The organism is Winslowiella iniecta, assembly GCF_001267535.1.
GTDB classification, from domain to species: Bacteria; Pseudomonadota; Gammaproteobacteria; order Enterobacterales; family Enterobacteriaceae; genus Erwinia; species Erwinia iniecta.
Genome location: NZ_JRXE01000011.1, coordinates 80,201 through 107,178, shown reverse-complemented (window position 1 = coordinate 107,178; position 26,978 = coordinate 80,201). Strand labels below are relative to the sequence as shown.

At 51.3% G+C, this 26,978-nt stretch carries 27 protein-coding genes and 1 pseudogene; 14 read left to right on the top strand and 14 right to left on the bottom strand.

The window, feature by feature from the left end:
- The first annotated feature begins 14 nt into the window (after window positions 1–14).
- On the top strand, window positions 15–956 hold the full coding sequence (locus tag NG42_RS09620; RefSeq protein ID WP_052899085.1) for a LysR family transcriptional regulator: 942 nt from the start codon (window positions 15–17) through the stop codon (window positions 954–956).
- Here the strand turns inward: NG42_RS09620 and NG42_RS09615 are convergent.
- The 5 genes from NG42_RS09615 to sapC all read right to left on the bottom strand — a co-directional run bounded on the left by NG42_RS09615 (window position 916) and on the right by sapC (window position 5,890).
- A complete protein-coding gene (locus NG42_RS09615; protein ID WP_052899084.1) occupies window positions 916–2,055 on the bottom strand; it encodes a CMD domain-containing protein in 1,140 nt (379 codons plus the stop codon). The two genes, NG42_RS09620 and NG42_RS09615, sit on opposite strands and share 41 nt — an antisense overlap.
- A 216-nt stretch (window positions 2,056–2,271) precedes the next feature.
- Window positions 2,272–3,060 carry an enoyl-ACP reductase FabI gene (fabI, locus tag NG42_RS09610; protein ID WP_052899083.1) on the bottom strand — a complete coding sequence of 263 codons (789 nt, stop codon included), beginning with the start codon at window positions 3,058–3,060 and terminating at the stop codon, window positions 2,272–2,274.
- Window positions 3,061–3,201: 141 nt separating this feature from the next.
- Complete coding sequence (gene sapF / locus NG42_RS09605) at window positions 3,202–4,008, bottom strand: putrescine export ABC transporter ATP-binding protein SapF (protein WP_052899082.1); 807 nt, start codon at window positions 4,006–4,008, stop codon at window positions 3,202–3,204.
- On the bottom strand, window positions 4,008–5,000 hold the full coding sequence (sapD, locus tag NG42_RS09600) for a putrescine export ABC transporter ATP-binding protein SapD (RefSeq protein WP_052899081.1): 993 nt from the start codon (window positions 4,998–5,000) through the stop codon (window positions 4,008–4,010). The genes sapF and sapD overlap by 1 nt, the downstream gene beginning before the upstream one ends.
- The gene (sapC, locus tag NG42_RS09595) at window positions 5,000–5,890 is read right to left on the bottom strand and encodes a putrescine export ABC transporter permease SapC (RefSeq protein WP_052899080.1); all 891 of its coding nucleotides are present in this window, start codon (window positions 5,888–5,890) and stop codon (window positions 5,000–5,002) included. Before sapC ends, sapD begins: the two co-directional genes overlap by 1 nt.
- 160 nt (window positions 5,891–6,050) lie before the next feature.
- Between sapC and NG42_RS23455 the strand changes: the two are divergent.
- Window positions 6,051–6,155: pseudogene (locus tag NG42_RS23455) on the top strand (integrase arm-type DNA-binding domain-containing protein); the annotation flags it as partial.
- 219 nt (window positions 6,156–6,374) lie between these two features.
- Here the strand turns inward: NG42_RS23455 and NG42_RS09590 are convergent.
- Both NG42_RS09590 and NG42_RS09585 read right to left on the bottom strand, forming a co-directional pair.
- Window positions 6,375–7,118, bottom strand: coding sequence for an SDR family oxidoreductase (locus NG42_RS09590; RefSeq protein WP_052899079.1), 744 nt, complete (start codon window positions 7,116–7,118; stop codon window positions 6,375–6,377).
- Between the two features lie 93 nt (window positions 7,119–7,211).
- Window positions 7,212–8,354 carry an NADH-dependent flavin oxidoreductase gene (locus NG42_RS09585; RefSeq protein ID WP_052899078.1) on the bottom strand — a complete coding sequence of 381 codons (1,143 nt, stop codon included), beginning with the start codon at window positions 8,352–8,354 and terminating at the stop codon, window positions 7,212–7,214.
- A 381-nt stretch (window positions 8,355–8,735) separates the two neighbouring features.
- Between NG42_RS09585 and NG42_RS09575 the strand changes: the two genes are divergently transcribed.
- Complete coding sequence (locus tag NG42_RS09575) at window positions 8,736–9,356, top strand: TetR/AcrR family transcriptional regulator (RefSeq protein ID WP_052899076.1); 621 nt, start codon at window positions 8,736–8,738, stop codon at window positions 9,354–9,356.
- A 41-nt stretch (window positions 9,357–9,397) separates the two neighbouring features.
- On the opposite strand, the gene NG42_RS09570 is transcribed toward NG42_RS09575, so the two are convergent.
- The 5 genes from NG42_RS09570 to NG42_RS09550 all read right to left on the bottom strand — a co-directional run bounded on the left by NG42_RS09570 (window position 9,398) and on the right by NG42_RS09550 (window position 13,184).
- Window positions 9,398–9,988: a flavin reductase family protein gene (locus tag NG42_RS09570; RefSeq protein ID WP_052899075.1), complete on the bottom strand. Its 591-nt coding sequence runs from the start codon at window positions 9,986–9,988 to the stop codon at window positions 9,398–9,400.
- Window positions 9,989–10,218: 230 nt separating this feature from the next.
- Window positions 10,219–10,602 (bottom strand): nuclear transport factor 2 family protein, encoded by a 384-nt coding sequence (locus NG42_RS09565; protein WP_052899074.1) that lies wholly within the window; start codon window positions 10,600–10,602, stop codon window positions 10,219–10,221.
- Between the two features lie 35 nt (window positions 10,603–10,637).
- On the bottom strand, window positions 10,638–10,850 hold the full coding sequence (locus NG42_RS09560; protein ID WP_052899073.1) for a TVP38/TMEM64 family protein: 213 nt from the start codon (window positions 10,848–10,850) through the stop codon (window positions 10,638–10,640).
- Window positions 10,851–11,406: 556 nt separating this feature from the next.
- Entirely contained in the window at window positions 11,407–12,462 is a 1,056-nt protein-coding gene (locus NG42_RS09555) for an NAD(P)-dependent alcohol dehydrogenase (RefSeq protein ID WP_052899072.1), read from the bottom strand.
- 68 nt (window positions 12,463–12,530) lie between these two features.
- Window positions 12,531–13,184 carry an SDR family NAD(P)-dependent oxidoreductase gene (locus NG42_RS09550; RefSeq protein WP_052899071.1) on the bottom strand — a complete coding sequence of 218 codons (654 nt, stop codon included), beginning with the start codon at window positions 13,182–13,184 and terminating at the stop codon, window positions 12,531–12,533.
- 92 nt (window positions 13,185–13,276) lie between these two features.
- On the opposite strand from NG42_RS09550, the gene NG42_RS09545 reads away from it, so the two are divergent.
- From NG42_RS09545 to NG42_RS22650, 3 genes are all read left to right on the top strand, one after another.
- Entirely contained in the window at window positions 13,277–14,191 is a 915-nt protein-coding gene (locus NG42_RS09545; protein WP_241488334.1) for a LysR family transcriptional regulator, read from the top strand.
- Between the two features lie 18 nt (window positions 14,192–14,209).
- Window positions 14,210–14,419, top strand: a complete 210-nt coding sequence (locus NG42_RS23445; protein WP_052899069.1) for a hypothetical protein — start codon at window positions 14,210–14,212, stop codon at window positions 14,417–14,419.
- Window positions 14,420–15,047: 628 nt separating this feature from the next.
- A complete protein-coding gene (locus NG42_RS22650) occupies window positions 15,048–15,209 on the top strand; it encodes a hypothetical protein (RefSeq protein ID WP_156322008.1) in 162 nt (53 codons plus the stop codon).
- Between the two features lie 142 nt (window positions 15,210–15,351).
- Here the strand turns inward: NG42_RS22650 and NG42_RS09535 are convergent, their stop codons facing one another.
- The gene (locus tag NG42_RS09535) at window positions 15,352–16,728 is read right to left on the bottom strand and encodes a PTS transporter subunit EIIC (protein ID WP_052899068.1); all 1,377 of its coding nucleotides are present in this window, start codon (window positions 16,726–16,728) and stop codon (window positions 15,352–15,354) included.
- 15 nt (window positions 16,729–16,743) lie between these two features.
- Window positions 16,744–18,180: a glycoside hydrolase family 1 protein gene (locus NG42_RS09530; protein WP_277619511.1), complete on the bottom strand. Its 1,437-nt coding sequence runs from the start codon at window positions 18,178–18,180 to the stop codon at window positions 16,744–16,746.
- 108 nt (window positions 18,181–18,288) lie between these two features.
- Here NG42_RS09530 and NG42_RS09525 point away from each other — a divergent pair, with 108 nt between their 5' ends.
- The 8 genes from NG42_RS09525 (at window position 18,289) to NG42_RS09490 (ending at window position 26,515) form a co-directional block, all read left to right on the top strand.
- On the top strand, window positions 18,289–19,167 hold the full coding sequence (locus NG42_RS09525) for a LysR family transcriptional regulator (protein ID WP_052899067.1): 879 nt from the start codon (window positions 18,289–18,291) through the stop codon (window positions 19,165–19,167).
- 114 nt (window positions 19,168–19,281) lie between these two features.
- Entirely contained in the window at window positions 19,282–20,211 is a 930-nt protein-coding gene (locus NG42_RS09520; RefSeq protein ID WP_052899066.1) for a LysR family transcriptional regulator, read from the top strand.
- Between the two features lie 183 nt (window positions 20,212–20,394).
- A complete protein-coding gene (locus tag NG42_RS09515) occupies window positions 20,395–21,582 on the top strand; it encodes a CaiB/BaiF CoA transferase family protein (RefSeq protein ID WP_052899065.1) in 1,188 nt (395 codons plus the stop codon).
- Complete coding sequence (locus NG42_RS09510) at window positions 21,582–22,565, top strand: hydroxymethylglutaryl-CoA lyase (protein ID WP_052899064.1); 984 nt, start codon at window positions 21,582–21,584, stop codon at window positions 22,563–22,565. Before NG42_RS09515 ends, NG42_RS09510 begins: the two co-directional genes overlap by 1 nt.
- On the top strand, window positions 22,562–22,945 hold the full coding sequence (locus NG42_RS09505; RefSeq protein ID WP_052899063.1) for a VOC family protein: 384 nt from the start codon (window positions 22,562–22,564) through the stop codon (window positions 22,943–22,945). The genes NG42_RS09510 and NG42_RS09505 overlap by 4 nt, the downstream gene beginning before the upstream one ends.
- A 15-nt stretch (window positions 22,946–22,960) precedes the next feature.
- A complete protein-coding gene (locus NG42_RS09500; RefSeq protein WP_052899062.1) occupies window positions 22,961–23,902 on the top strand; it encodes a D-2-hydroxyacid dehydrogenase in 942 nt (313 codons plus the stop codon).
- A 69-nt stretch (window positions 23,903–23,971) separates the two neighbouring features.
- Entirely contained in the window at window positions 23,972–25,339 is a 1,368-nt protein-coding gene (gene dctA / locus NG42_RS09495; RefSeq protein ID WP_082203866.1) for a C4-dicarboxylate transporter DctA, read from the top strand.
- Between the two features lie 285 nt (window positions 25,340–25,624).
- Window positions 25,625–26,515, top strand: coding sequence for a LysR family transcriptional regulator (locus tag NG42_RS09490; protein WP_052899061.1), 891 nt, complete (start codon window positions 25,625–25,627; stop codon window positions 26,513–26,515).
- The last annotated feature ends 463 nt before the right edge of the window (window positions 26,516–26,978 follow it).

Sequence of the window (26,978 nt, the reverse complement as noted above, 5' to 3'; positions counted from 1 at the left end):
GAAATATAAGAATAATGGATATAAAGCAACTTATTTATCTGTGCAATCTCGAACGTGAGCGTCATTTTGGTCGTGCGGCGGAGGCCAGTTTTGTCAGCCAGCCAACGCTGTCGATGCGGCTGAAAAATCTTGAGCGCGAACTGGGACTGTCACTGATCAATCGCAGCAATAACTTCGCCGGTTTTACCGCTGAAGGCGAGCGCGTGCTGGCGTGGGCGCGGGAAATTGTCTCTGTTTACCAGGGATTGAAGCTGGAAGTCGAATCACTTAAGCATGGCGTTACCGGTACGCTGCGGATTGGCGTGGTACCGCAGTGCAGCATCTCGTTGCCGCTGATGCTGAAAGCGATCAGCGACCGTTATCCGCAGCTGGATTATCGGGTGGCGGTGCTGAGCGCCGATCAACTGCTGGATGCGTTAAACAGTCATACGGTGGATGTCGGTATTGGGTTCTTTGAACTGGCCACGCTGCGCGAGCTGCATTTTCAGGCGGAACCGCTGGCGGACAACGGCGTTGAATTGCTGTACCACCCGCAACATTTTCCACAGCTTGACGACAGTGAGCCGCTGACGCTCAGCCAGATTGCGGCACTGCCGCTGTGTCTGGCGGAGCCAACCCGTTATTTTCGTCGCTACATTGACGGCCATTTCCGCGAAGCAGGCTTGCCGCTACGGGTGATTATGGAAACCACGTCGGTGTTCCAGCTGTTACAGGCAGTGCAGGTCGGTCTGGGTTGCCTGATTACGCCCGGCGGTCATTTACTACCGGCGATGACGCCGGAACTGAAAAGTCGTCAGTTGTTAATCGCGCCGATGACGCGTCACGCGGCAGTGGTGATCGCCGAGCCGGGACGCGCTACGCCGCTGGCTCAGCACTTTTTTGACGAGGTTCGTCGCTGGTTAAGTGAAGAGTCGCTCAGCCGCCCAGCGTCTGCATCAGGCGGTTATTCCAGTTAGCCAGCGCCACACTCTGAATCAGCTTAAACAGCGCGGTGGTTGAGAAACCGTTTGCCACTAACGGTTGTAAATGCGCCGCGCTGAAGCGCTCCGGTGAGCGGGTGAGCTGGGCTGCCGCCTGCATGACCGCCTGCGCGGCGGGTTGCGTCTTACTTGCCGTCAGCGCGTCATCAATACCCTGAATTAACGCTTCCCGCCACTCTCCCTGATAGCGATAAAAGCAGCTGTTGCTGCCATTAATTCGCGCACTGACCGCGCTGGCCAGCGCATCATGCTCGCTCTGTTGCTCCTGCTGCGCGTTGAGCAGCTGCGCCCAGCCGTACAGCGCTTTAGCGTCGTGCGCTAACAGCCAGGCACTGTGCTGCAATGTCTGCTGCGGCTGACAAAAGGTCAGCGCTTCCAGCTGTTCAGCACTGGCGTAGCGCAGCTCAACCGACGGCAGTTGCGGTTGCCACTCAGTTTGCTGGCTGAAGCGGGTGCTGTCGGCATCCGGCGGGGTGGTGATGCCCGGAATCCAGCGCACCGGCAGCGCCATCATTGCCTGAATCCCGGCGACCACGCGTGCCTGATAACTGACGTAACCAATCAGCTGACTGAAGGTAATAATATCCGGTTCGGTCAGGCCGACCTCTTCCAGCCGGCGCAGCGCGGCGCGGTCAATCAGCGTCGGCTGGCTGGCCAGCTGGCGTGAATATTGGGTGATTTGCGTCAGACGATTATTACTTTCCCGCGAAGAGTCTGGCCCTGGCAGCGGATTCAGTCGTGCAGCATAGTGATTACACAGGCGCTGAAGGCCGGTCACTTGCGCGACGGTCAGCGCGGTACAGAGGCGGTCATACAGGGTTAATGTATGGGTCAGCGAAGTATTCAGCGCCTCCGGTAGCAGGATCACACTAATATGACGTGCGGCCTGTAACGCGTCATGCTGGCAGTTTAATGTCGACAGCAACGTAGCGCTCGCTTGTTGCGTCAGACCCAGCAGGAAACGATCTTCCACTTCCGCGGCTTCAGGCACCAGCGGAGACTCCTGCTCAGCACCCACACTGGATTGCGTTTCGTGATACCAGTGATTGTTGCCGGAATAACGGCGTTGCTCCATGGTCATTCCTTTTCAAGTTAACTGACCCGGACGTTCGACTGGTTAAGGGAGAGAAAAATGCGGTTACGTCGGGCCTGGATGGCATAACTATCCTGGCGTAAGCCGCGGAATGCACAAAAGATTGTTGGGTGATAATTAATATCAGAAAGGTATAACAGAAAGGGAGCGGGACGATTGACGGGAACAGCAGGGCGAGGCAAGCCTCGCCCGTCGAACTTATTTCAGTTCCAGCTCGTTCATGGCAGCGATGCTGAAGCCGCCGTCAACGTGCAGAACTTCACCGGTCACACCGGCAGAGAGATCGGAGCACAGGAAGGCCGCAGAGTTACCCACGTCTTCAGTGGTCACAGTGCGACGAATCGGGGTGACCGCTTCGCAGTGGGACAGCATTTTACGGAAATCTTTGATGCCGGATGCGGCCAGCGTACGGATTGGACCGGCAGAGATGGCGTTCACACGGACGCTGTCCGGGCCCATCGCGTTCGCCATATAGCGCACGTTCGCTTCCAGAGACGCTTTAGCCAGACCCATCACGTTGTAGTTAGGGATTGCGCGCTCGGCACCCAGGTAAGACAGGGTCAGCAGGGCGGCGTTCGGGTTCAGCATCGCGCGGCACTCTTTGGCCATTGCCACGAAGCTGTATGCGCTGATGTCGTGCGCGATTTTAAAGCCTTCGCGGGTCACAGCGTTAACATAGTCGCCATCCAGCTGGTCAGCAGGCGCGAAGCCGATGGAGTGAACGAATCCATCAAATTTTGGCCAGGTTTTTGCCAGTTCAGTAAACAGCGCTTTGATGCTCTCATCTTCAGCAACGTCACAAGGCAGAACGATGTCAGAGCCCAGATCTTTAGCAAACTCCTCCACACGACCTTTCAATTTGTCGTTTTGGTAGGTGAAAGCCAGTTCAGCGCCCTGTTTGTGCATCGCTTGCGCAATACCGTATGCGATAGAGAGTTTACTGGCAACGCCAGTAATCAGAATGCGCTTACCGGAAAGAAAACCCATAGCTGTAATCCTTATGGTCATTGTTGTTGGCGGCCGCTTTGGACAATAAATGAGCGACCGACGTGAATCGACCCGGCATTCTAGCACGAGTCTTTACACTAGCGTAGAGTCGCATGCCTGTGGCCCGTCAAGTTCTGTGGCTTAGCGATCGCGTCGCCAGGCATCGGCGGTTAATGCTTCGCCGAAATGACTGGTAATCAGTCGTTTGGTCAAATCATTCAGCGGACAGGCCAGCACCTCGGCGGTGCTGCCGCGCTCTACCACTTCACCCTGATGCATTACCATCACCTGATCGCTGATATGTTTCATCATGCCGAGGTGCTGGGTCACATAAATATAAGAGATACCGTGTTTCTCCTGCAGTTCAAGCATCAGGTTAATCAGCTGTGAGCGCATCGACATATCCAGCGACGCCAGCGCTTCATCGGCGACAATCACTTTCGGTTGCAGGATCAGCGCGCGTGCCAGACCGATACGCTGCTTCTGACCGGGAGCCAGCATATGCGGATAGTAAGCTGCATGATCGCGCAGCAAGCCAACCTGACGCAGCGTGGCAATAATGCGCTTTTCACGCGCGGCGGCGTCAAGATCGGTGTTCAGTCGTAGCGGAAAATCCAGCATCTGACCAATGCGCTTACGCGGGTTCAGTGACGTGGAGGGATCCTGAAAAATCATGCGGATGCGCTGGCTGCGATAGCCATAATCACCATACTGCAATGGATGATCGTCAATCAGCATCTCACCGGCGGTGGGCGCGATCATGCCGCTGAGCATCTTAGCCAGCGTCGATTTTCCCGAACCATTCTCGCCAATAATCGCCAGCGTCTGCTTTTCGCGCAGGGTGAAGCTGACATCTTTCACCGCCTCAACGTGCTGACGGCGAAACAATCCGGTGCGATAGCGGTAGGTTTTACTCAGGTTACGCACTTCAAGCAGCGTCTCGACCATCACTGCCCCTCCATATTGAGCGGGAAATGACAGGCATACAGATGCGATCGGGTGCCGGTCAGACGCGGCGTATCAATGCACTTTTTCTGCGCATACGGGCAGCGCGGCCCAAGTCGGCAGCCGACCGGCAGATGCTCCAGCGACGGAATGGCACCGGGCAAGGTATTCAGACGGCTTTTATGCGGCAGTGCGCGACCAAAATCGGGCATCGCGCGAATTAACGCCTGAGTATAAGGATGATGTGGAGAAGAGATCAGATCCTCACTTTGGGCAGTTTCCACCGTCTGACCGCAGTACATCACATTAATTCGGTCAGCCCAGTGGCTCATCATTTGCAGGTCATGACTGATCAGCAGAATGGTGGTGTTATTGTTCTGATTCAGTCGCGACAGCAGGCGGAAGATTTGCGCCTGGGTGGTCGGCTCCATGGCGTTGGTCGGTTCATCTGCGATCAACAGGCGCGGCTGATTAGCCAGCGCAATGGCGATCATCACCTTCTGACACTCGCCATCGGTCAGCTCATAGGGGAAGCTGCGCATAATATCGCGGTGATCTTTGATGCCGACGCGGTGCAGCAGCTCAATGGCGCGGCGGTGACGCCAGCGAAAACGCTGATACCAGCGACCTTTATAGGTCCAGCCCGGAATCGCCTGCATAATTTGCCGGCCAATACTTTCCGACGGGTCGAGACAGGATTGCGGTTCCTGAAAAATCATCGACACGTTATGGCCGACGATACGGCGGCGCTCGCGTGGCGAAAGTTGCAGCAGATCGACATCATCAAAACGCATACGGTCGGCGGTGACGCGCCAGTTGTCTTTAGTGACGCCACAAATCGCTTTTGCAATCAGGCTTTTACCCGAGCCTGACTCGCCAACCAGCCCACGAACTTCACCGGCGCTCATGGTAATACTGACGCGATCGACCGCTTTAACCGGGCCATCGGCGGTCATAAATTCAATTGTCAGATTGCGAATATCGAGTAACGGCATTATTCCACTCCCGCTTCAATGGCGCGGCGGATACCGTCGCCCAGCAGGTTAATGATCAATACGCTAATCATAATTGCCGCACCCGGCAGCATTACGGTCCACGGGGCAACATAGATCAGCTCCAGCGAGTCACCCAGCATCGCGCCCCATTCCGGCGAGGGCAACTGTGCGCCGAGGTCGAGGAAACCGAGCGCTGCGATATCCAGTATCGCCATCGACAGTGCGCGGGTAAATTCGGTAACCAGAATCGATAAAATATTGGGCAGAATCGCGTGGCGCAGAATATTGAAACTGCTGGCACCATCAAGGCGCGCCGCAATCACGTAATCTTTTTCCAGCTCGTCATGGACCGCGCTGTAAATGGCGCGAACCAGACGCGGCAACACCGCCAGCCAGACTGCCAGCAGGGCATGTTCCAGCCGTGGCCCTAAAAATGCCACCACCACAATCGCCAGTAACAGGGAGGGAATTGACAGCAGGGTGTCGAGCACGTGGTTCATTACCGCTGAGCGCAGTCCGTGGGTTAATCCGGCCAGCACCCCAAGCACCATGGCGCACAGTGCGGCAAACACCGTGACCAGTATGGCGGAACCGACGGTCGGCGCGGCACCGCTTAACAGGCGGCTTAATACATCACGCCCTAAATCATCGGTACCAAGAAAGAAGGAGACATCGCCATAACGCGACCATGACGGCGGCAGTAACTGATAGCCAAGAAACTGTTGATCGAGACCGTAAGGTGCCAGCAGTCCGCCCAATACACACAGCAGCAGCAGGGCGATAAAGCCATAAAAGCCGATCATCGCGGTGGTATCGCGATAGAACAGCCGCCAGGTATGGCGGAATGGGCTTGGCAGACGCTTCTCTGCGTAAATATTATCGGATGGCATAGGCTGTCACTGGATAACCATTTAAGATGGTTGAGTTCTCTTCAACTATTTTATTCATATCAATGCCTTGAGTTTAAACTGCTTTTTATCACGCTTAAGGGTGGCTTAGTATGAATAGCATTAATTTGTCGCTTTTGTGTACACATTGCTTACAGATACCAAACTCAGTACAGGCGATTATCCTTCTATATCACTGTCACAAGCAAGGGAACGCAGGCAGCAATTTCACGCATGGATTACAGAAGGTTACGATTCGTGCCGTCAGTTTCTGAAATTTCTTGTGAACCTGCTTCCATTTTTCATCAGTTTCACCCGTGGTTTCTTTTACATAACGTTTGAAAATCCCTGGCGTAATCAGAAAGAGGGTTTCTTCAACTTTCGGGTTATCACTGGCACTTCAGGTTGTACAAAAAAAATGCCTCAGCATTTTCTACCTTTCGGTAAGCCAGGGCATTTTCAATAACGCAGTGATAATGCAGAATTATTACCAGTTCTGACGGGTAGGAGAAATGATCAGATCGTTTACTGTGACGTTATCCGGCTGGTTCAGCGCATAAATCACGGCATTGGCCACATCTTCTGAACTGATGGCAATCTTGTTCAGTTCCTGAGCAGCCTTGCGACCTTCAGGATCGCTGACTTTATCCGCCCAGCCGGTATTGATTACGCCCGGACTCACGGTATTGGCGCGGATGCCATGATTGACGCCAAGATCCTTACGCATGGATTCAGTCATCGCCTGAACAAAGAACTTGGTGGCGCTGTAGACACCCGCAGCGGCGTCAACCTGGTGGCCGGCTACGGAGGCCATATTCAGGATGTGGCCTGACTTCTGCTTTATCATCTGCGGCAGCACGGCGGCAATCCCGTTCAGGTAACCCTTGATATTGACGTCAACCATCTTGTTCCAGTCATCAATGGCCACGTCTTCCCAGTATGAGAACAGCATCAGACCGGCGTTGTTCACCAGAATATCAACCGAGCCATAGGTTTTCACCGCAAAGTCAGCAACGGATTTCATTGAATCCAGCTCCGCCACGCTGGCAGCATAGCCAGAAATATTATGCCCAGCCTGCTTCAGGGGCTCCACGAACGCATTAAGACGTTCGATATTTTGCGCGACCGCGACCACATTAACGTTTTTATCGAGCAGTGCTTTTACCGTGGCGGCACCAATACCTGAGGAAGCTCCTGTCACAACGGCGGTTTTGTTCTGAATGTGATTCATGTTGTATTTCTGTTTGGGCATTTTAGCTGACGCACATGTCAGCTGCGGAAGTCATGCGAATAAAAGGAAAACTTTTCCTTTATTACCCGTGGGTTAAATATCCGGCGACTGCCAGTTCGTGTCGTCTTTCACCGGAGGCAGGTAGGAAAGACGCTGCATATTCTGGTTCCACAGATTATCCGGAATGCGGTAACGGTCTTCCTTATGCGGATTGATAGCCGTCACAATCCGGTCTTCCTGACCTGACGTGATCAGGCTGATAAGATCCGGGTTCATCATTACGGTTTTACCCAGAGCAATAAATTCTGCCCACCCCGTCATGTAGGCTTCGAGGATCTGGTCTGCAGTAAAGAGGTTACCGACGCCAATCAGCGGCAGTTTGCCGTTAATACGTTGGTGCAAAAGCTGCATACGGGTCAGTGAGGTATCTGCACCGCGACGAGCATTCTTGTAGAAGTCCCACAGCGAAACGTGCAGATACTGCAGGGGTTTCTGTACCAGTGCATCAATCAGGGCAAAAGTGTCTTTCATCGTCAGACCATGCGCACCCGGTTCTTCCGGAGAGAAACGATAACCGACGATAAATTTTTCGCTGGCATACTTTTGCTTCACTTCCATGACTGCATCAACAATAGCTAGCGGGAACCGTAGACGCTGCTCAATGGTGCCGCCCCATTCATCGGTACGACGGTTGCTTTCTCCTGATACAAACTGCTGGATCAGATAGTTATTGGCTCCGTGTATCTCAACGCCATCAAACCCTGCCTGAATGGCCAAATGCGCCGCATTAGCAAATGCTGCAATCAGATCGTGAATTTCCTGGCCGGTGAGAGCCCGGGCTCCCGATTGCTCATCTGCGGAAGGAGCCACCCTATCCCGGCCGTTTAACAGTTCAGGGATGCTAAGGTGACCACCGTGGTGGATCTGAAGAATGGCCGTGGCGCTCTGTTTTTTAGCAATTCGCACGACTTCACGCAGGCTGGGTAAGTCTTTCTCACCAATAGCTTCTGGCTGGCCGACAAACGCCTTACCTTCCGGGGAAACCAGAGTTGCAGCAGCGATAAAAAGGCCAAATCCGTCAAAGCGATTGGTCAGAAAGTTACGCTCTTCATCACTGATGCTGCCGTCTTCGTGGGAGGCAAAATGTGTCATTGGCGCAACGGTAAAACGGTTTTTAATGATGACGCCATTATTAAGCGCATAGGGTTCAAATAAAGGTGCAAATTTCGGGTTCATTCTGTTTCCTGTGTCATATTCTTGATGCTATATTTATGTAGTAGTCACTAAATATATACTGATATTTATAGCGACCACTAAATAAAAAGGCAAGCATATTTTTTGCTTTCCCTGACCATCGCTGCTGATTCAGGAGGTAGTGTTGTCGCTATTGCGGGTTATCCTGGACTGCGACGGCTTGACGCCCGGGAGTCGGGAAAGGACGCTGAAAATGAGGCGCTGCTGTGTCAGATGATCCGGAGCGGTTATAACGCGCTGCGTGCCTTCTCCTCGCTGAAGGAGGGGACTGAGTGGGCGGGGTTAACACGGCCCATCGACGACACATGAGCTCAAAATCTTGTATAGTGAGTCATCATTTTTACTTTTTCATCAGGCAGGAATATGACAGATTTGACGCACAGTACTCCCTCACGAAGAGGGCGTCCCCGTAATTTTGACCGGGACAAGGCTCTGGTTCGCGCACTGGGTGTTTTCTGGCGCTGCGGATACGAACCCGCCTCTGTCGGTGAACTTTGCCGGGTGATGGATATCAATCCGCCCAGCTTGTACGCGGCCTTTGGCAGCAAGGCGGAGCTTTTTCTGGAGGCGGTGGACTACTACGAAAGAACGTTCTGGGATGAGCCATGGGAAAGAATGCGTCAGGAAGAAAACGTGTATGACGCTATCCATAACTTTTTTGCAGCAGCCGCCGTGATTCTCACCAGTCAGGAGGCACCCTGTGGCTGCCTGGTCGTTCTGGCGGCCATCAACGTTTCACCGGATTCAAAAGATGTCTACGATGCGGTTAAGGCATTGCGAGAGGAAGGCAGGATTTACTTCAGGGAACGCTTGCAGGCGGGTAAGCAGACCGGTCATTTGCCGGCTGATACCGATGTGGATGGCCTTGCCCTGACGTTGAATACGCTGCTGGAAGGCATGTCGATACCCGCTCAGGATGGTATCTCGCAGGCTGAACTAAAGCGCATCGCAGCCCAGGCCGTTCGGCTCCTGCCGCAATTATAAGACACCCGGCACTTTGATCCCGCCCGGGCTGGGCGGGGTAATCATGGCATTTCCTGACCACCAATAGTCATTCCCTCACCGGTGGCATAAAACTGTCCTCCGGCAATGTAGTGCAGGCTTCGCCAGGCTGGATCAGCGGAATCAAACTTCCAGCGGCCGTTGCTGAAGATTCGCGAATCTGCCCAGGCTCCCGTGATTTCTCCGATAAACAGATCATAAGTGCTTTGATTATGCGGCTCCGGGATAACCTTGCAGGCGAGCCATCCGGCACAGCCTTCAATAAAAGGCATATCCGTACCGGGCATTTTAAACACCCGGATGGCAGGATGCGTCATTTTTTCCGGATCGGTGTGGAGGCTGTGGGTTCCTGCATGGTGTGTCAACGCTATCTGTGCAACAGTCGGAACCTGAATAACAAATTGTCCGCTTTTTTCAATAAGCTCGCGCGTACGAGCCATCTTGTCCAGCACCACGGTCAGCTTTGGCGGGGCATAATCCAGGGCGCAAACCCATGATGCCGCCATCACATTATCCACACCCTCATGCCGGGCCGATACCAGCGTCGTGGGGCCGTGGTTTATCAGACGAAAAGCCTTTGATAAATCAACTGGGGTAATAGTTGCCGTTGCCATAGTTCATTTCTTTTCAAAGTTAACATCAGCCAGAGAACTCAGAGCATCTGCTCCGACTGCACCACATTCTTACCCGGAACAGGATCCAGCGCGGCATCAAGCATGGCCCGGGCGATGTTTTCCGCCGCAACGGGATGGCTGATGACGGAACAATAAAAAGCGATGCCTGTCGCTCCTGAGTCGAGGCTGGAGGGCAGGCATCAGGGGATGAGATCCCGACGGTCAGTTAATCAGGGGGCAACGTGGGTATGATAGATTTTGCTGATCACCGTCCATTTGCCATCGACCTTGAGCAGATTGAAAAAGTCGGTAAAGCAGAAACCAGAGATATCGTTAGTATCAATACGCGCGCTGGCAGCGGTACCCACAATATCGATGTTTACGATAACGCCCTGTGCTTTCGGCGATGGGCGGAAGGCTGAGTCAATGGTGTCAAATAATCCCTGGATAGGCCCGCCGGTCAGTTTGTCGTCACCGTCAACGCCGTAAATGGTTGCTTCCTTGCTGAAAGCCGGTTTCATGATACTGCTGTCAGCTTGTTTGCCACCTTCATTGTACTGATTCAGTACCTTAACGATCTCGTTGTATTCCTTTACATACACTGGCTTGGTCATGCTTAAATCCTCGCATCTGAATGATGATTTACGGGTTACTTTCTGATTAAGGGCCCTGTCAGTCCGGCAAATGAAGTTGCCACCGAACCGGTCAGCGAACCGTACAAATACCCTGCCAACATCGCCAGCGGTGAAGCCGGAAACAACAACAACGTGGCAAGGATAAAAACACCGGCAAACAAAGCCGGCCCGAGTGACCCCATCGCCTGTAGCCAGGCGATCAGTTCCTCTGAGATTGTTGGATCCATTCAGTTCCTGTCCTGCCGTGAATCATTTATCGTGGCCATGTCAACCGTCAGCAGTGAAGATAAATATGTAGTGATCACTATTTAATTGCAATTTATAGTGGTCACTAAGGAATGTGTCAACATAAAATTGGATATGTCCTGACGCCGCTGTCTCCCGGGAGGGCGTTCAGCGGTGTGCGATAGGGACGGTTTATCAGGTGGGAGAGTGATGGCTTAACGTTGCGGAGGTTTCCATCCTCCGGTGAATGCGCTGACAATTTCACCCGCAAGATGCCGAGTCAGCATTAGAGTTAATGCTACGCTATTCCCAAAAGATAAAAGCCATTCATACAAAACTTGTCGAATGCCTCAGGGCGTGAAGCGGACGTTTTGTTTACAGTACACAGATTATTAAAGCGCCTGAATTAAACGTGAAAATTTACAACGGCTTGACCGGCTTTATTTAAAGAAAGATTGAGTCAGCACGCCATAATCCATGCCATGAAATAAGCGCAACCAAAAAGCCGCGCTTAAAATTGATAGTGCTTTAACGTGTTTCCATGCTAATCAAAACATATTAAATAGTTGCCATATCAATCACGAAACGATATTTAACATCACTTTTTTTCATGCGTTCAAACGCGACTTCAATCTCGGCCATCTGAATCATTTCAATATCAGAAGTAATGCCTTTTTCCGCACAGAAGTCGAGCATCTCCTGCGTTTCGGCGATGCCTCCAATCAGGGATCCACCCAGTGAACGGCGCTGGAAAACCAGATTACCGACGGAAGGTGATGGATGGGGACTGTCAGGAATACCGACCATCGTCATCGCGCCATCTCTTTTCAGCAACGTCATGAAGGCATCAAGGTTATGAGGAGCCGCGACCGTATTCAGGATAAAGTCGAAAGACTTATTGTGAGCGTCCATCTCGTCAGGATGACGGGAAATAACCACTTCATCAGCGCCCAGGTCTTTTGCTGCCTGAACTTTGGATTCCGAGGTGGTGAAAGCAACCACATGTGCGCCCAGAGCTTTTGCCAGCTTAATCCCCATGTGACCCAGTCCGCCGATACCAACGATACCCACTTTTTTACCGGGGCCCACGTTCCAGTGACGTAGCGGAGACCAGGTAGTAACACCGGCACAAAGTAGGGGCGCGACGGCTGCAAGCTGGTTTTCAGTATGAGAGATCTTCAGTACGAAATGCTCATCAACGGTGATAGCTGCTGCATAGCCACCGTAGGTGTTTTCGCCGGTGCCATCAAGCCAACCGTTGTAAGTTTGCTGCCAGCCGTGAGGGCCTTCGCAGTATTGCTCAAGGCCATCTTCACACGAATCGCAATGGCGGCAGCTGCCAACCATACAGCCGACACCAACGATATCACCGACTTTATGTTCAGATACGCCTTCGCCGACCGCTTTTACACGACCAACAATTTCATGTCCGGGCACAATTGGAAAACGAATGCCCGGCCATTCACCACGAGCGGCGTGTAAGTCTGAGTGGCAGACACCACAGAACAGAATTTCTATCGCAACATCGCTTTTTCCAACCTCTTTTGCAGGGATTGAAAAAGGACGTAAAGGCGCATCATGTGACTGCGCCGCATAAGCTTTAATAACGTTCATATTTTTCCAGTAATTCCGGTAAATTAAATTGCCAATAAAGAAATGAGCAGCTTTATTTAACTCAATATTCAGGCAGAATAGTTCATTTCAAATGTCCATTGGTCCGCTGGCTGACTATGAAGCTGCCAGAACAGTTCACCCACATCCCTGGCTTCTTTCGAGTCCGCAGTGACTGATGCTGATACCGTTACAGTGGCAATGTGCACGTTGTCTTTTTTCAGCGGTTCAAACAGTCCCATAACCAGTGAGCGAATACCGGCCTTACCGATGCTTAAAGATATAAACTCCGGATGGGGAGCCAGAGCAAATCCACCGCCAGTTAAGAGGATTGTGCCGTTTTTACGCGTGCTCATCTCAGCCGCTGCCATTTTTGTTGCAGCGAGCGCTCCGCCAATATTTACCGCTAAATCTTCGTTGAAACTTTTCGCCGGTTGAGAGTCAATCGTGTCCTGACGCATGGCGGCAGCGTTGTAATGAATGACGTCAATGTCGCCAAACTGTTGCTGCACTTCTGACATCAGGTCAGCAATACTTTCTGCGCTGCTTGCATCGACACGACGACACTCAACGCTGAAGCCTTGATCTTTGAGCTTACGCGACAGTTCTTCACTCTTTTCAGCGTTACGGGCGCTCAGAATGATACGGAAACCTTCACGGGCGAAGCGTGCGGCAGTTTCATAACCCATGCCGGGGCCGGTACCGATACTCAGGAAATTTTTCATTTTTGGTTCCTCTGATATTTTTGACACTGAAATTTTAATTAGTGCACTATGGGAAAACAATTAACCGAAAAAGCAATTCAGAGATGCGAAATATGCACGAATCAATTGGCAGGATGAGTTTCGATGATTTATCCGCGTTTATTGCTGTTGCCGAGACCGGCAGCTTCAGAAATGCGGCGCTGCGGATTGGACGTGATGCGACAATTCTTTCACGCAGAGTCAGCCATCTTGAGAGCCAGCTGGGTGTTCAGCTGCTTTCCAGAACAACGCGACGTGTTTCATTAACTGAAGTCGGTGTGATTTATTCACGCAGGGTGAGGGCTTTACTTGATGAACTGGACAGTGCCAGCAGAGAAGCAAGCAACTTTGCTGCCAGTGCTCAGGGATTGCTGCGGATATCTGTACCGATTGCTTTTGGTCGCCTTTGGGTTGCTCCTTTGCTGCCGTCTATCATGGCCGCATACCCACAAATGCGTTTTGACGCGAGATATATCGATCGATTTGTCGATGTTGTGGCAGAAGGTTTCGATATGGCTATTCGCGTGGGAAAACTAAGTGACAGTACGCTACGGGCGCGAAAGATAGCCTCTTTCAAAAATATCCTCGTGGCTTCTCCGAACTATCTCGCCACGCACGGCACACCCGAAACGCCAGCTGACCTTGAAGGGCACGCCTGTCTGGCTTTCGTGCGAACCTACTCGTCTTCTGACTGGATCTTAAAAAAGGAAAAGGAGAAAGCGACGGTCACTCCTCAGGGACAGTTAGCCGCTGACAACTCAGAGTCATTGCTGATCGCAGCCATCCATTCTGCCGGCATCGCGTTATTACCTGACTGGCTTGTCAGCTCTGCCATCAAAGACGGTAAGCTGGAGGTCGTGATGAAGGAATGGCAGGGGGCTGACGAGGGTGAAGTTTATGCGGTGATGCCACCGGGACAGCTTACCCCCACCAAAACCCGTGTATTCGTTGATGAAATAACCACGGCTATCCAAAATGGCTGGGGCTAATCCGGGGGGCTACAGGATGTGGCCACGCCGATCACGCCTGGCCAGCATGATGATTTATTGCGAAATGTGCCTTACCTGATCATCCAGATTGTCCAGCGGGCGGTGAATGAGCCCGACGTCACGATACATCATCGCGGATATCAGCAGGGTCTGACATCAGCGACTGACTCATATTTTCCAAACCAAAAAAATGAAAACTCACTGTTGTTCATCATCGGGGCGAATTGAGCACCTGCCTTACAGCTGAGCGGAAGCGGCAATATAAAGCTCCCTATGACACTGCCTTTAACCTCAGTAACCAGTAACCGTCTTTTACCGTCAACCATTTTAGTTGCGTTAAAATCACTCCTGTTGTGGTACTTACGCAAGATGTAAGACGTGGCGTCTGAAATGGCGTGCTTGCGACAGAGCTCACGGGCAGTAGTATCACCATGCTGATAATGACGCTGTGCAGCAAAAAGACGATTTCAGCGGCGGGCCGCATTAATCTGGTCAGCTAAGATGTATTGGTATGATTACTACGGAATTGCTCCAGCCATTACAGCGCCTGGCGACCATCAGGCTGGGGCATTATACGTCGACGTTAACGGAGAAAATTATGAGGGAGAATTGAGAAAAATAAATTTCAGGGAAAAAATGAATTATCTCCCGGCGCGTTTTTTATATATTTTTGACCCTCAAACCCCTTATCATCTTTGCGGTAAACATTAATAACCATTCTCCAGTTTCTGTGACGAATTGCTTTTCTGACTAGTCAGATATCCGCTGTTCCAGCGCTTCTTTATACTTCACTCCAGGTTACGGCATCGCGCCGCATCGTCAATTTTCATCACTCAATTACTGAGATTTGTCGGCTATGAAAAATATCCAATGGTTCGGTGGCATCGTAATGGTATTTGCAGCAGCATTGGCGCTGTTTTTTTCCTTTCATTCTGTCGGCAATAGCGCAAGTCATGCTGAGCCGGTCGTTGTGGTGAAAGAGGGGACAGTGTTATTTTCCCAATATTCCAGTCTGTAGCGAAGTTAAAGCTACTGCCTTATCAGATGATGTAACACGCGACGAAATAAGCCTACAGGTTCTCTCATCTCCCGAACGGCAGATGAATGCCATCTCGGGAGATAATGGTCAGAATGGTTAACGGTTAACTGGATTAATGCATTTACCGCTCAATATCTTCAAAACCTAAAATCAGGGTCACCATACAGGAGGTTACAATCGTTGCCACCACGCCTGAGATTATCGCCAGAAGGGTGTCCTGGAAGACCGGAATCGACAGTAAATTTGAATAACCCATCATAAACGCTTTGGCACCCATTAATCCGGCAACTAACCCTCCGACGGCACCGCCTGCCATCACGCCATACACCGGTCGTTTCAGGCGCATGGTGATCCCGTAGATGGCCGGCTCAGTCACACCGGCGAAAATACAGCCAATACCACAGCTGAAAGCTTCTGAGCGTAAATCACGATATTGGGTACGCATTGCCACACCAAAACAGGCACCCCCTTCAGCCATATTGTGCAGGATTAAGGCCGGGCGGAAGAAGCTGTCGTATCCCGATGAAGAGAGGCTTTGCAACATAATCGGGCTGAACAGATGATGTATACCGGCAATAATTAAAAATGGCATTGCCCCGGTCAGTACAGCCAGCGCGAAAGGACCAATCGTACTGTGAATCATCACTAAAAATGCGACAATATAGTTCCCAAGCCAGGTACCGAGCGGGCCCAGAACGACAAAGCCCAGCGTGCCTGTTAACGCAACGGTAAATGCACCCACAAATACCGCTTTGAAAATGCCGGGAATAATTTTATTGAAGAACACTTCCAGTTTTGCCGCGACCAGGGCGATTAATAATGCGGGCAATAAAGTACTGGCATAATTATCCAGCAGTACCGGCAGGCCAAACAGGGTGGTTGGGTGACCGCTGGCCACCCGCTCAATAAAGCCGGGATAAATCAGCGCAGCAGCGGAGACCATGGCAAAAATTGGCGTGCTGCCCAACTTTTTCGCAGCGCCATAGGCCACATAAATGGGCATAAAATAGAAGGCGCACTGCGAGAGGAAGAACAGCATGGTGTAGGTTGAGCTCTGCTTAAACGTCGGCCATATCAGCGTCGCCAGCAGTAATCCCACCATTATCATACCGCCAGCGATAAAGCCCGGTACCGCCGGGGTGACTGCGCTGGCGATAAAACCGATGGCATCGTTAAGCATGCCCATGATGCTGAATTTCTTTGCCGGTTCTTCCTCATCTGCTGTCGGCATGTCACTGACGCCGCCGCTGTTACGCTGGTGCGCTTTTTCCACTTCTGAATAGATGGGCAGCAGCGTTTTCCCCAGTACAATTTGCAGCTGTCCCGTGGCATCCACCACTCCCAGCACGCCTTCCACCGCGCGCAAGGTTGGTTCATCGACTTTGCTCTTGTTTTTAATCACAAAACGCAGGCGTGTCATGCAGTGGGTGACAGAGGTGATATTGTCGTTGCCGCCGGCGGCGGCAACGATCTGATCGGCGATGTTCTTATAATTCATTATTATTATCCTTTATTATAATTCTGCGCCGTTGGTGGCAATAACCCGGCGATACCACTCAAAAGAATCTTTTTTGATGCGCTGAAGCGTTCCCTGTCCGGCATTGTCTTTATCTACATAAATAAACCCGTAACGTTTTTTCATTTCGCCGGTTCCGGCACTGACGATATCTATCGGCCCCCAATAGGCATATCCCATCACCTCCACACCGTCACGAATCGCTTCTTTAAGACATTGCAGATGCGCACGCAGATAGTCGACCCGGTAAGGGTCGTGGATTTTGCCATCTTCAACCTTATCTGCTGCACCAAGACCGTTTTCTACCGGGAAAAGGGGAACCTGATAACGATCCCAAAGCTCGTTCAGGGTATACCGGAATCCCAGCGGGTCGATTTGCCATCCCCAGTCAGAGGTTTTCAGCCAGGGATTCGGCGTGCCAATATCGCCACCGGTGTCGCCGAAGAAAGGCTGGCCGGCTTCGTGAGTGGTGGTTTTGTAATAGCTGAATGCCAGAAAATCGTTGGTGTACTGCTTAATCAGCGGCAGATCACCCTCAGCCATCTCAATATGGCAGTGATTGTCATGCCACTGGCGATAAATATAGCCGGGATAGTAACCGCGCAGCATCACATCAGCAAAATAGAGCGAACGACGACGCAGATCCTGGGTTTCAAACACCGCGACGGGATCACAGTTGTTGGGATAGACGTTACTGGATGCCAGCATGCAGCCAATTTTTGCGTCCGGGATGATTTCACGACACAGCTGCACCGCTTTCGCATTCGCCACAAACATATGGTGATTGGCCTGATAGACCACCTGTGCACGATTGGTCTCATCTTCACGAAAGAGAATCCCGGCGACATAATCCGGATTTCTTCGCATATTGTTAATTTCATTGAATGTGATCCACAGCTTTACCTTTTCACGATAGCGGGTAAAAACCACTTCACAATAACGGGTGTAAAACTCAATTAACTTGCGATTCCGCCAGCTACCGTACTTTTCCACCAGTCCCATCGGCGTTTCATAATGGGAGAGGGTAATCAGCGGCTGAATACCATTTTTCAGTAATTCATCGAACAGATCGTCGTAAAATTGCAGCCCGGCTTCATTCGGCTGTTGTTCATCGCCCTGCGGGAAAATGCGTGTCCAGTTAATTGAGGTGCGGAAGACTTTAAACCCCATTTCGCGGAAAAGCTGAATGTCACTTTTATAGCGCCGATAAAAGTCGATGGCATTTTCCAGTGCATAGTAACGGCCCGGCTGCGGATGACCGCGGTACTGATGATGAATGCCGTCAGGGAAGCAGCTGGCGAGATCGAGACCTTTACCCTCTGCCAGCCATGAGCCTTCACATTGATTCGCCGCGACCGCGCCACCCCATAAAAAATCTTCCGGAAAATGACCCTGATAACCCCGGTTAAAACGTTCATTGTCGAACTTCATCATATCTCTCCTGATAGTGTGATAAGCGAGATATAACCCAGTAAAGATATGTCATAAAATGATATATACCGATATGAAAAATCATGATCATAGATATTAAGGTGGGACAGCATGAGGCTGGAGCAGGTAGAAACGTTTCTTGCAGTGGTTGAGTATCAGAGTATTTCACTGGCGGCGCAGAAGCTCTATCTCGGCCAAAGTACCGTCAGTCACAGGTTGCAACTGCTGGAGCAGGAGCTGGAAAATCGTCTGTTCCTGCGCCAGCGTGGATTGAGACATATTTCTCTGACCGCATACGGTCAGGCGTTTTTACCGATCGCGCATCGCTGGCTTGCGCTGTGGCGCGATACGCAACGGCTAAAGGAAAAAGCTGATTATCATGTTTTAACCGTTGGCAGCGTCGATATTATTAATAACTCTACCTTTGTGCCGTTTTACCAACAGCTGCTGGTCAATTCTCCCCATCTACGTCTTGATATTCGTACTCATCATTCCGGAGAGATTTACAGCCTGCTTGAGAACCGCACCATTGATATCGGTTTTGTGTTTGGCATAAAGCGTTACCCGGATATCTCCTCAACACCGGTATTCAGTGAGGAGATGTATTTGTTGTGTCATGCTGACAGTGATTTTCATGACGGAATGTCACCGGAACAGCTGTCGCCTGCGCAGGAGATTTTTATACGTTGGGGAGCCGACTTTGAGATCTGGCACGATCGTTACTGGGCTAATCAACGACCACTGATGCGCGTGAATACCGGATCGATGCTCGAACATTATCTGAATGTGCCGGGGCGCTGGAGCATTGTTCCCATGAGTTGTATCCGCTTGCTGCGGCATAAGCAGAATCTGGCCTGGTATACACTTCAGTCTCCGCCACCGCCTTTCGTCTGCTATCAGGTGACACACCGTTACCCGAAACCCAACTATGCGGCGATGATTAACGCTTTCTCGCAGGAAGTGACGCGATTTGCGCAAGGGTTGCACTGATGTGCGGGGCGGTAATTATACACTATAAACCGCTGCGCTCAGCGTTGACGCGACTCAAATTCATTATGGTTAACAAAGCCATCCGGAGAACGAAAATGCATAAGGACTCTTAAGATGAGCATCAGCCACTTCGATTTAAATACCCTGCGTATCTTTATCATTGCCGCTGAATGCGGAAGCCTGACCCGGGCCGCCGCCGCCGCCAATATCACCTTATCTGCTGTCAGTAAGCGGATTGCTGAACTGGAGAGAAACCTTAATTGCCCGCTTTTTATTCGCCTGCCTCGCGGGCTTGAGCTGACCACCGCGGGCCACGGCCTGCTGCGTCATGCGCGTAAAGTGCTCGATAACGTCAATACCATGGCAAGTGAATTGGGTGACTATGCAAAAGGGGCGCTGGGCCACGTCCGCTTAGCTGCCAATGTTTCTGCCGTCACGCAGTTCTTGCCGGAGGAGCTGGCGCACTTTTTACAGTTAAATCCGCGCCTGCGAATCTGTCTTGAAGAAGCGCTCAGTGAAGCGATTATTGAGTCAGTGGATACCGGAAGAGTGGATATCGGGATTTTTGCCGATAACGTCGATGCCACTGCGCTTACCACCTTTGCCTGGCGAACAGACCAGTTGGTGCTGTTAGTGCCACTTGGGCATCCCGTGGCGGAGAGGGACAATATCGATTTTGCCGACACGCTGGTTTGGGATTACGTTGCGCTTAATCACGGAAGTTCCCTGCTGAGGCGTATCACGGATGCTGCATTAAGCGCAGGCCGGGTGCTGAAAATCAATATACAGGTCACCAGCTTTGATGCGGTGTGCAGGATGATTCAGGCAGGATTAGGTATTGGCATCCTGCCATTAAAAGCGATAACGCCGGCATTACTAGGTTCATCGTTAAAAGCCATACCGCTTAACGACAACTGGGCTTTAAGAACGCTTCGCCTCGGCATTCATGCAAAAAATCCTCTCCAGCCAGAAGCCCAAAAGTTACTGGATTATTTGATGAATGCCTCAGTTTTCACCACGAGGCCGTCGGGTGAACTTTCCTGAATTTTTACACCTGACAGTCAGGGTTTTATGTAACTGACTAATTTAAAATAATTATTACCCATAACTCTTTCGTGAGTGTGAGAGCGACTTTCCCAAATGGAAAGGGTTAGTGAGAAAAATGAAATTCTCATTATCCCGGTTCAGCGTAATGCTTCCTGTAACAGAAATGTGAAAGGAGGAGTTATGCCACTACCACTTGAAGGGTTGCGTGTGATTGAGATGGGGCAACTGATTGCCGGTCCGATGGCGGGAAGAATGCTGGCGGAGTTTGGTGCCGACGTGATTAAAATCGAGCCTCCTGGTAAGGGCGATCCCTTACGTAAATGGCGGATGCTGCATGATGATAACTCTGTCTGGTGGGCCGCACAGTCGCGCAACAAACGTTCGGTTACTCTCGACCTGCGCGATGAAGAGGGCCAGCAGATTGCGCTGTCGCTGCTAAAAAGTGCGGACGTGTTAATTGAAAATTTCCGGCCGGGTACGCTGGAGAAATGGGGAATGGGCTGGGAAACCCTGCATCAGCTTAACCCCGGACTGATTGTGCTCAGCGTGTCAGGTTACGGTCAGAGCGGTCCGTATCGCGATCGTCCCGGTTTTGGCGTTATTGGTGAAGCGATGGGCGGACTGCGCCATCTTTCGGGTGAACCCGGCAGAACGCCGGTACGCACTGGCATCTCAATCGGAGACTCGCTGTCGGCGCTACACGGCGTGATCGGCGTACTGCTGGCGCTGCGTCATAAAGAGTCAGGAGGTCAGGGTCAGCAGGTTGATGTTGCGCTGTATGAATCGGTGTTCAATATGATGGAGAGTCTGATCCCTGAGTATTCCGTCTTCGACCATATCCGTCAGCCAGCGGGCAGCAGCCTGCCCGGCATCGCCCCGACTAATGCTTATCGTTGCAAGGATGGTAAATACGCGCTGATTGCCGGTAACGGCGACTCTATTTTTCAGCGGCTGATGCAAATTATCGATCGCCCGGATCTGGCGGCCAATCCTGAACTGGAACATAACGATGGCCGCGTGCGTCAGGTGGCGCTGCTGGATGCCGCAATTGGTGAGTGGGCGGCGCAACGCAATCTGCAACAAGTGCTGGCGGCCTTAACCGAAGCCGGGATACCCGCCGGCAAAATTTATGATGCCGCCGATATCGCCCATGATCCCCACTATAAAGCACGTGACATGCTGTTAAGCGAGCAGTTGCCGGACGGAACCGCGGTGACGCTGCCTGGCATAGTGCCAAAGTTGTTGTTAACGCCGGGACAAATACGCCGCAGGGCACCGCTGCTCGGTGAACACACGGCAGAAATATTAACTGAGATGGGCTTTGATCCGATTGCACAGCAGGGGTTAAAAACCAGGGGGGTGGTGTGATGCAGCAGCGTAACCCGGGCGGCGATCGCCAGATTTTTATACAGGAGGTTTGTCCGCGCGATGGCCTGCAAAATGAAGCGGTGTTTGTCAGCACTGAGGATAAAATTGCCCTGATTAACCAGCTGAGCGCCTGCGGCTTCGCCAAAATTGAAGTGACCTCCTTCACTTCGCCGAAAGCGATCCCGGCACTGAAAGATGCTGAAGAGGTGATGAAAAATATTCGCCGCAATCCGGCAGTGGAATACAGCGTACTGGTGCCAAACCTGCGTGGAGCGGAACGCGCAATGGCCTGTCTTATCGACGAAGCCAATCTGGTGATGTCTGCCAGCGCCAGTCACAACTTCACCAATCTGCGGATGAGCCGTGAAGCATCGGTTGAGCAGCTCAGTCTGGTGATTAACGCATTAAAAGGCAGTTCTGCGGCGATTAATCTCTCACTGTCGGCGGCTTTTGGCTGTCCGTTCGAAGGCGACGTGGCGGAGGCGACGGTGTTGCGCCTGATCGAGCACTTTGCGCTACGGGAGGTGCGCGGTATCACCCTGTGCGATACCACCGGTATGGCCTATCCTTCTCAGGTTGCCAGCCTATGCCGCCAGGTTAAACAGCAGTTTCCGCAGCTGGAAATCACGCTGCATTTTCACGATACGCGTGGTATGGCACTGGCTAACACGTTGGCGGCGCTGGGTGAAGGTATTAACCGTTTTGATGCCGCCACCGGTGGGTTGGGCGGCTGCCCCTATGCCCCTGGTGCCAGCGGTAACGTCTGCACGGAAGATATGGTTCATATGCTGACGCTGATGGGCTACCAGACCGGCGTAAATCTCGAATCCCTGTTGGAGATTTCACGCGATCTTCCGCGTTTAATTGGCCACAACGTCCCAGGCTCCCTGGCTCGCGCCGGTATGCGCAGCGATTTACACCCGATGCCGGCATCACTGGAACAACAATTTAAGGGCTGCGTGCCCGCCGGAGTACAATTATGATTGACCATCTTGACCACCTGGTGCTGACCACTCGCGATATCAACGGATGTATCGATTTTTATACCCGAGTACTGGGTATGGAACTGGTTAAATTTGGCAATAACCGTGTGGCTTTTTTGTTCGGTCAGCAGAAAATAAATGTCCATGAATATGGAAAAGAAATTGAGCCCAAAGCGCATTTACCGGTACCGGGTTCACTCGATCTCTGTTTTATCGCCAGTCAACCGCTGGCAGATATTGCCGCACATCTGCAAAGCATGAAGGTCACGATTGTTGACGGCCCGGTCTCCCGCACCGGTGCCCGCGGTGCGATAACCTCTTATTATTTGCGCGATCCCGATCTGAACCTGATTGAAATTTCGCGCTATGACAATCAATAATGACAGGAGGGAAGAATGAAAATCGTTACCCTGGATGCGGATACCTTACCTGTTGAATTACAAAAACCAGACTTTTGCGATCGCTGGGTATATCGCAAAAGTACGGATGAGCGGGAATTACTGGCGGTACTCGATAATGCCGAAGTGGTTATTACCAACAAAGTGCCGTTACGCGCCGAAATATTAAAACAGCTGCCTGCGCTGCGTTTTATCTGCGTGGCGGCGACGGGCTTTGACTGTGTGGATATTGATTACTGTCGGCAGCGCGGCATTGCTGTCAGCAATGTTCCGGGATATTCATCACGCAGCGTCTCCGAAGGGGTCATTGCCTCAATTTTTGCCCTGCGGCGTAACCTGCTGCAATATGCCAGCGCTTCCAGCCGTGAATGGCTGCATTCAGACCATTTTTGCCTGCATAAAGCGCCGATTAACGATATTCAGGATGCGACGCTGGGGATCATTGGCCGTGGTGAAATCGGTGGGGCGGTGGCGCGCCTGGCCAGAGGTGTGGGAATGAAGGTGCTGTTTGCCGAGCATAAAGGGCAGCAAAACGTGCGGTCTGGTTATCAGGCTTTTGATGAAGTCGTCAGAGAAAGCGATATATTAACCCTGCACTGTCCGTTAAGCCCGGAAACCCGCCAGCTGATTGACCATAGCGTATTAGCCATGATGAAAAGCTCCTCCCTGTTAATTAATACCGCCCGTGGCGGCCTGATTGATGAGGATGCTTTGGCTGATGCGCTGATGCGCGGGAAAATTTCCGGAGCCGCACTGGATGTGCTAACGCAGGAGCCGCCGCATCCACACAACCCGTTATTAACCCTCAAACATCCTAATCTGCTTATTACACCGCATATTGCCTGGGCCAGCCAGACTGGCGTCAGCAACCTGATAAAAGGCATTCATTATAATCTGGCCGGCTATTTTTGCGGCGCAGTAAAAAATAGCGTTATTTAATAAAGGGCGCGCGATGACGCGCCTGAATAAATCTTACCTACAAATCGGTTCATTACCCGAGGATTACTTATGTCTCAGAACATCGCTGCCTCGAATACCCGTACATCCAGAAAATGGTATAAGCATCTTTATATTCAGGTGATTATCGCCATTATACTCGGCGTCATTGTCGGACACTATTTTCCCGGTGTTGGCGAGAATTTTAAACCGTTTGGCGACACCTTTATTAAATTAATCCGTCTGTTAATCGCGCCCATTATTTTCTGTACCATTGTCAGTGGCATTGCCAGTATGAAAAGCCTGAAAAGCGTAGGTCAGGTTGGCTGGAAGTCACTGGTCTATTTTGAAGTGCTGACCACGGTAGCGCTGGTGATTGGCTTGCTGGCCGTTAATCTGATGGCACCAGGTAAGGGGATGCATATCGACCCGGCATCACTGGATGGTGGGGCGGTTGCCGGATATACCGAGGCTGCGGAGCAGCAAAGCATCAGCGGATTTCTGACCCATATCATTCCTGAGACGGTATTTGGGGCCTTTGCCGAGGGGAATATCCTGCAAGTGCTGTTTATCTCGATCCTGTTTGCTTTTGGCCTGCAACTATTGGGCGATTCAGGTAAGCCGTTGCTGGCAACCATCGACCTGATTGCAAAAACGTTCTTTAAGATGCTGAAGATAGTGATGTATGTGGCACCGCTGGGGGCGTTTGGCGCGATGGCGTTCACCATCGCCAAATATGGCGTCGCGTCGCTGTCCGCCTACGGGGCGCTGCTGATTTGCTACTATATTACCGGCTTTTTCTTTGTGTTTGTCGTACTGAATATCGTTGCCCGAATGACGGGCTTTAGTTTATGGCGTTTTCTGCGCTATATCCGCGAAGAGCTGGCATTGGTACTCGGCACCTCTTCATCTGAGTCAGCCTTGCCGCGCTTAATGACTAAACTGGAAACATTGGGCTGTGATAAACCCGTGGTCGGTCTGGTGGTACCTTCTGGTTACTGTTTCAATCTGGATGGCAGCTGCATCAATATGACCGTACTGGTGGTATTTATCGCCCAGGCGCTGGATATTGATCTGAGCTGGCAGCATCAGCTTTCGCTACTGGTGATTTTGCTGCTGACGTCAAAAGGCGCAGCCAGCGTGAGCGGGGGGGCATTTATCACGCTTGCCGCGACGCTGGGCTCAATGAACAGCGTACCGGCTGCCGGGCTGGTGATTGTGCTGGGAGTCTATCGGTTTATCTCCGAAGGTGGCGCGCTGATCAATGTGATTGGTAATGGCGTGGCAACGCTGTTTATTTCGCGCTGGAATGGTTCGCTAAATATGGCGCAGCTTCAGCAGGAGCTGGATCGCGGCGTAAAGAAAAAGTCACTGGTGGACAATGACATGCTGGCGAAGGCAGACAGTAAGACGGAGGACATCAGGGTGCATCGAACTTGACGATATTCGTGCCGGGTTAACCTCGGCCAGCAAAGGGTAGACCGACAAAACCCGCGATTTAAGTTCGTCTGACGGTTGAGGTCGCACATCCATTTCAACGCCCGGCGCAGAATCGTGGTCCGGGCTTTTGCCATGGAACAGGCTTATTTCTGCAATATGCTTAACGGTGGATATTTATTCCGTAACGAGATATTTATATCATTAGAAATATTCTTTACTGATATGCTACCTTGCGCAGAATAGAGCGCATCAGCGTGATGTGGCTGCCGGCCAGGGAGAGTAAATTTGCTGACCTTAAAACAGATCCAGGCATTTTATTGGGTGTCGAAACTCGGAACCTTAAGTAAAGCGGCAGATAAACTGCATATCACGCAGTCTGCTGCGACCAAGCGATTAAAAGAGGTGGAAACACTCGCCAGATTACCGCTGTTTGAAGCCGAAGGTCGCAAAAATCGATTGACGCCGAAGGGGAAGGAGTTGGTCAAGAATTGCGAGGAACTGCTTTCGTTAATTGATGAACTTGAGATGCTGAAGGGGTCGGCAAAACTCCCGGTAAAAACCTTGCATGTTGGCTTAACTGAGTTGACGACGTTAACCTGGTTTCCTGACTTTATTAAATTGCTTAAAGAGAGTTATCCGTCAATTACTGTCCGGCCAGATGTGAATTCTTCGATATCGCTGTTTAACAAACTTGCGGCCGGTCGACTTGATTTTGCTTTCCTGCCCGATATGCACCCTGACGCCGAAATGGCAAAAATTCCAATAGGTTCTGTTCCTTTTGGCTGGTTCGCCGCGCCGGGAATCTTTGCCGCTGACCAGGTTCACGATCTTAAAACCCTGGCAGATATGACGGTTATTGAACAGAATGCCAACTCCATTATAACTGAACTCTGTGCTCAGTTATGGGAAAACGCCGGAAAGCAACCCGTCAGAATTTATGGTGGCAATAACGTTAATGCCCTGGCAGGCTTGATCTCAGCGGGTATCGGCATCAGTTGCCTCCCGATCGCCATGCTGCAACCCGAGATAAAGAGTAAAAAAATACAGCACCTTAAAACTGAACCCGCCGCGCCAGGGGTGACTTATCACTGTTTCTTTAACCGCCATTTGCATTCTGCTCTGGGCTATACCATTTCAGAGATCGCCAGGTCGGCATATAACGCAAACCGTCTCTGACTCCTCCCGCAAGGCCTAAGCCTGATGACCCTGAGGCAGGCTAAAAGCAGCCACGAATGTGATCCATAGCTAACTTCTGCAATCTCCTGACAGACATAATTTAACCTCTTGTTTAAAAACATAATATTTAAAGCTGGTTAAATTTTATGTCAAAAAATGCTGCGTCTTTGTGACCTGAATCCCACTCTTGCCGTTCATGCTTTTTAAGTATCTTTATGATAAATATAGATATTTTGTAATATACCATTTAGGAATACTTTTTTTGCAGTTTAAATCACTTTTATCACCCCCTGTGGACTGGGTAACTTGGTGTTGAAGGAAATGAATATCCCGGACCTTTTGAAAAATACTGTGCTGCGACCTTTCATTTTTAACCGCAGTGTCAGTTTTTTGCCCCCGAAAAGGAGTGAAGAAACCACCGCGCTGGCCTGTAAATAAACACAAGAAGCATACCATTTGATTT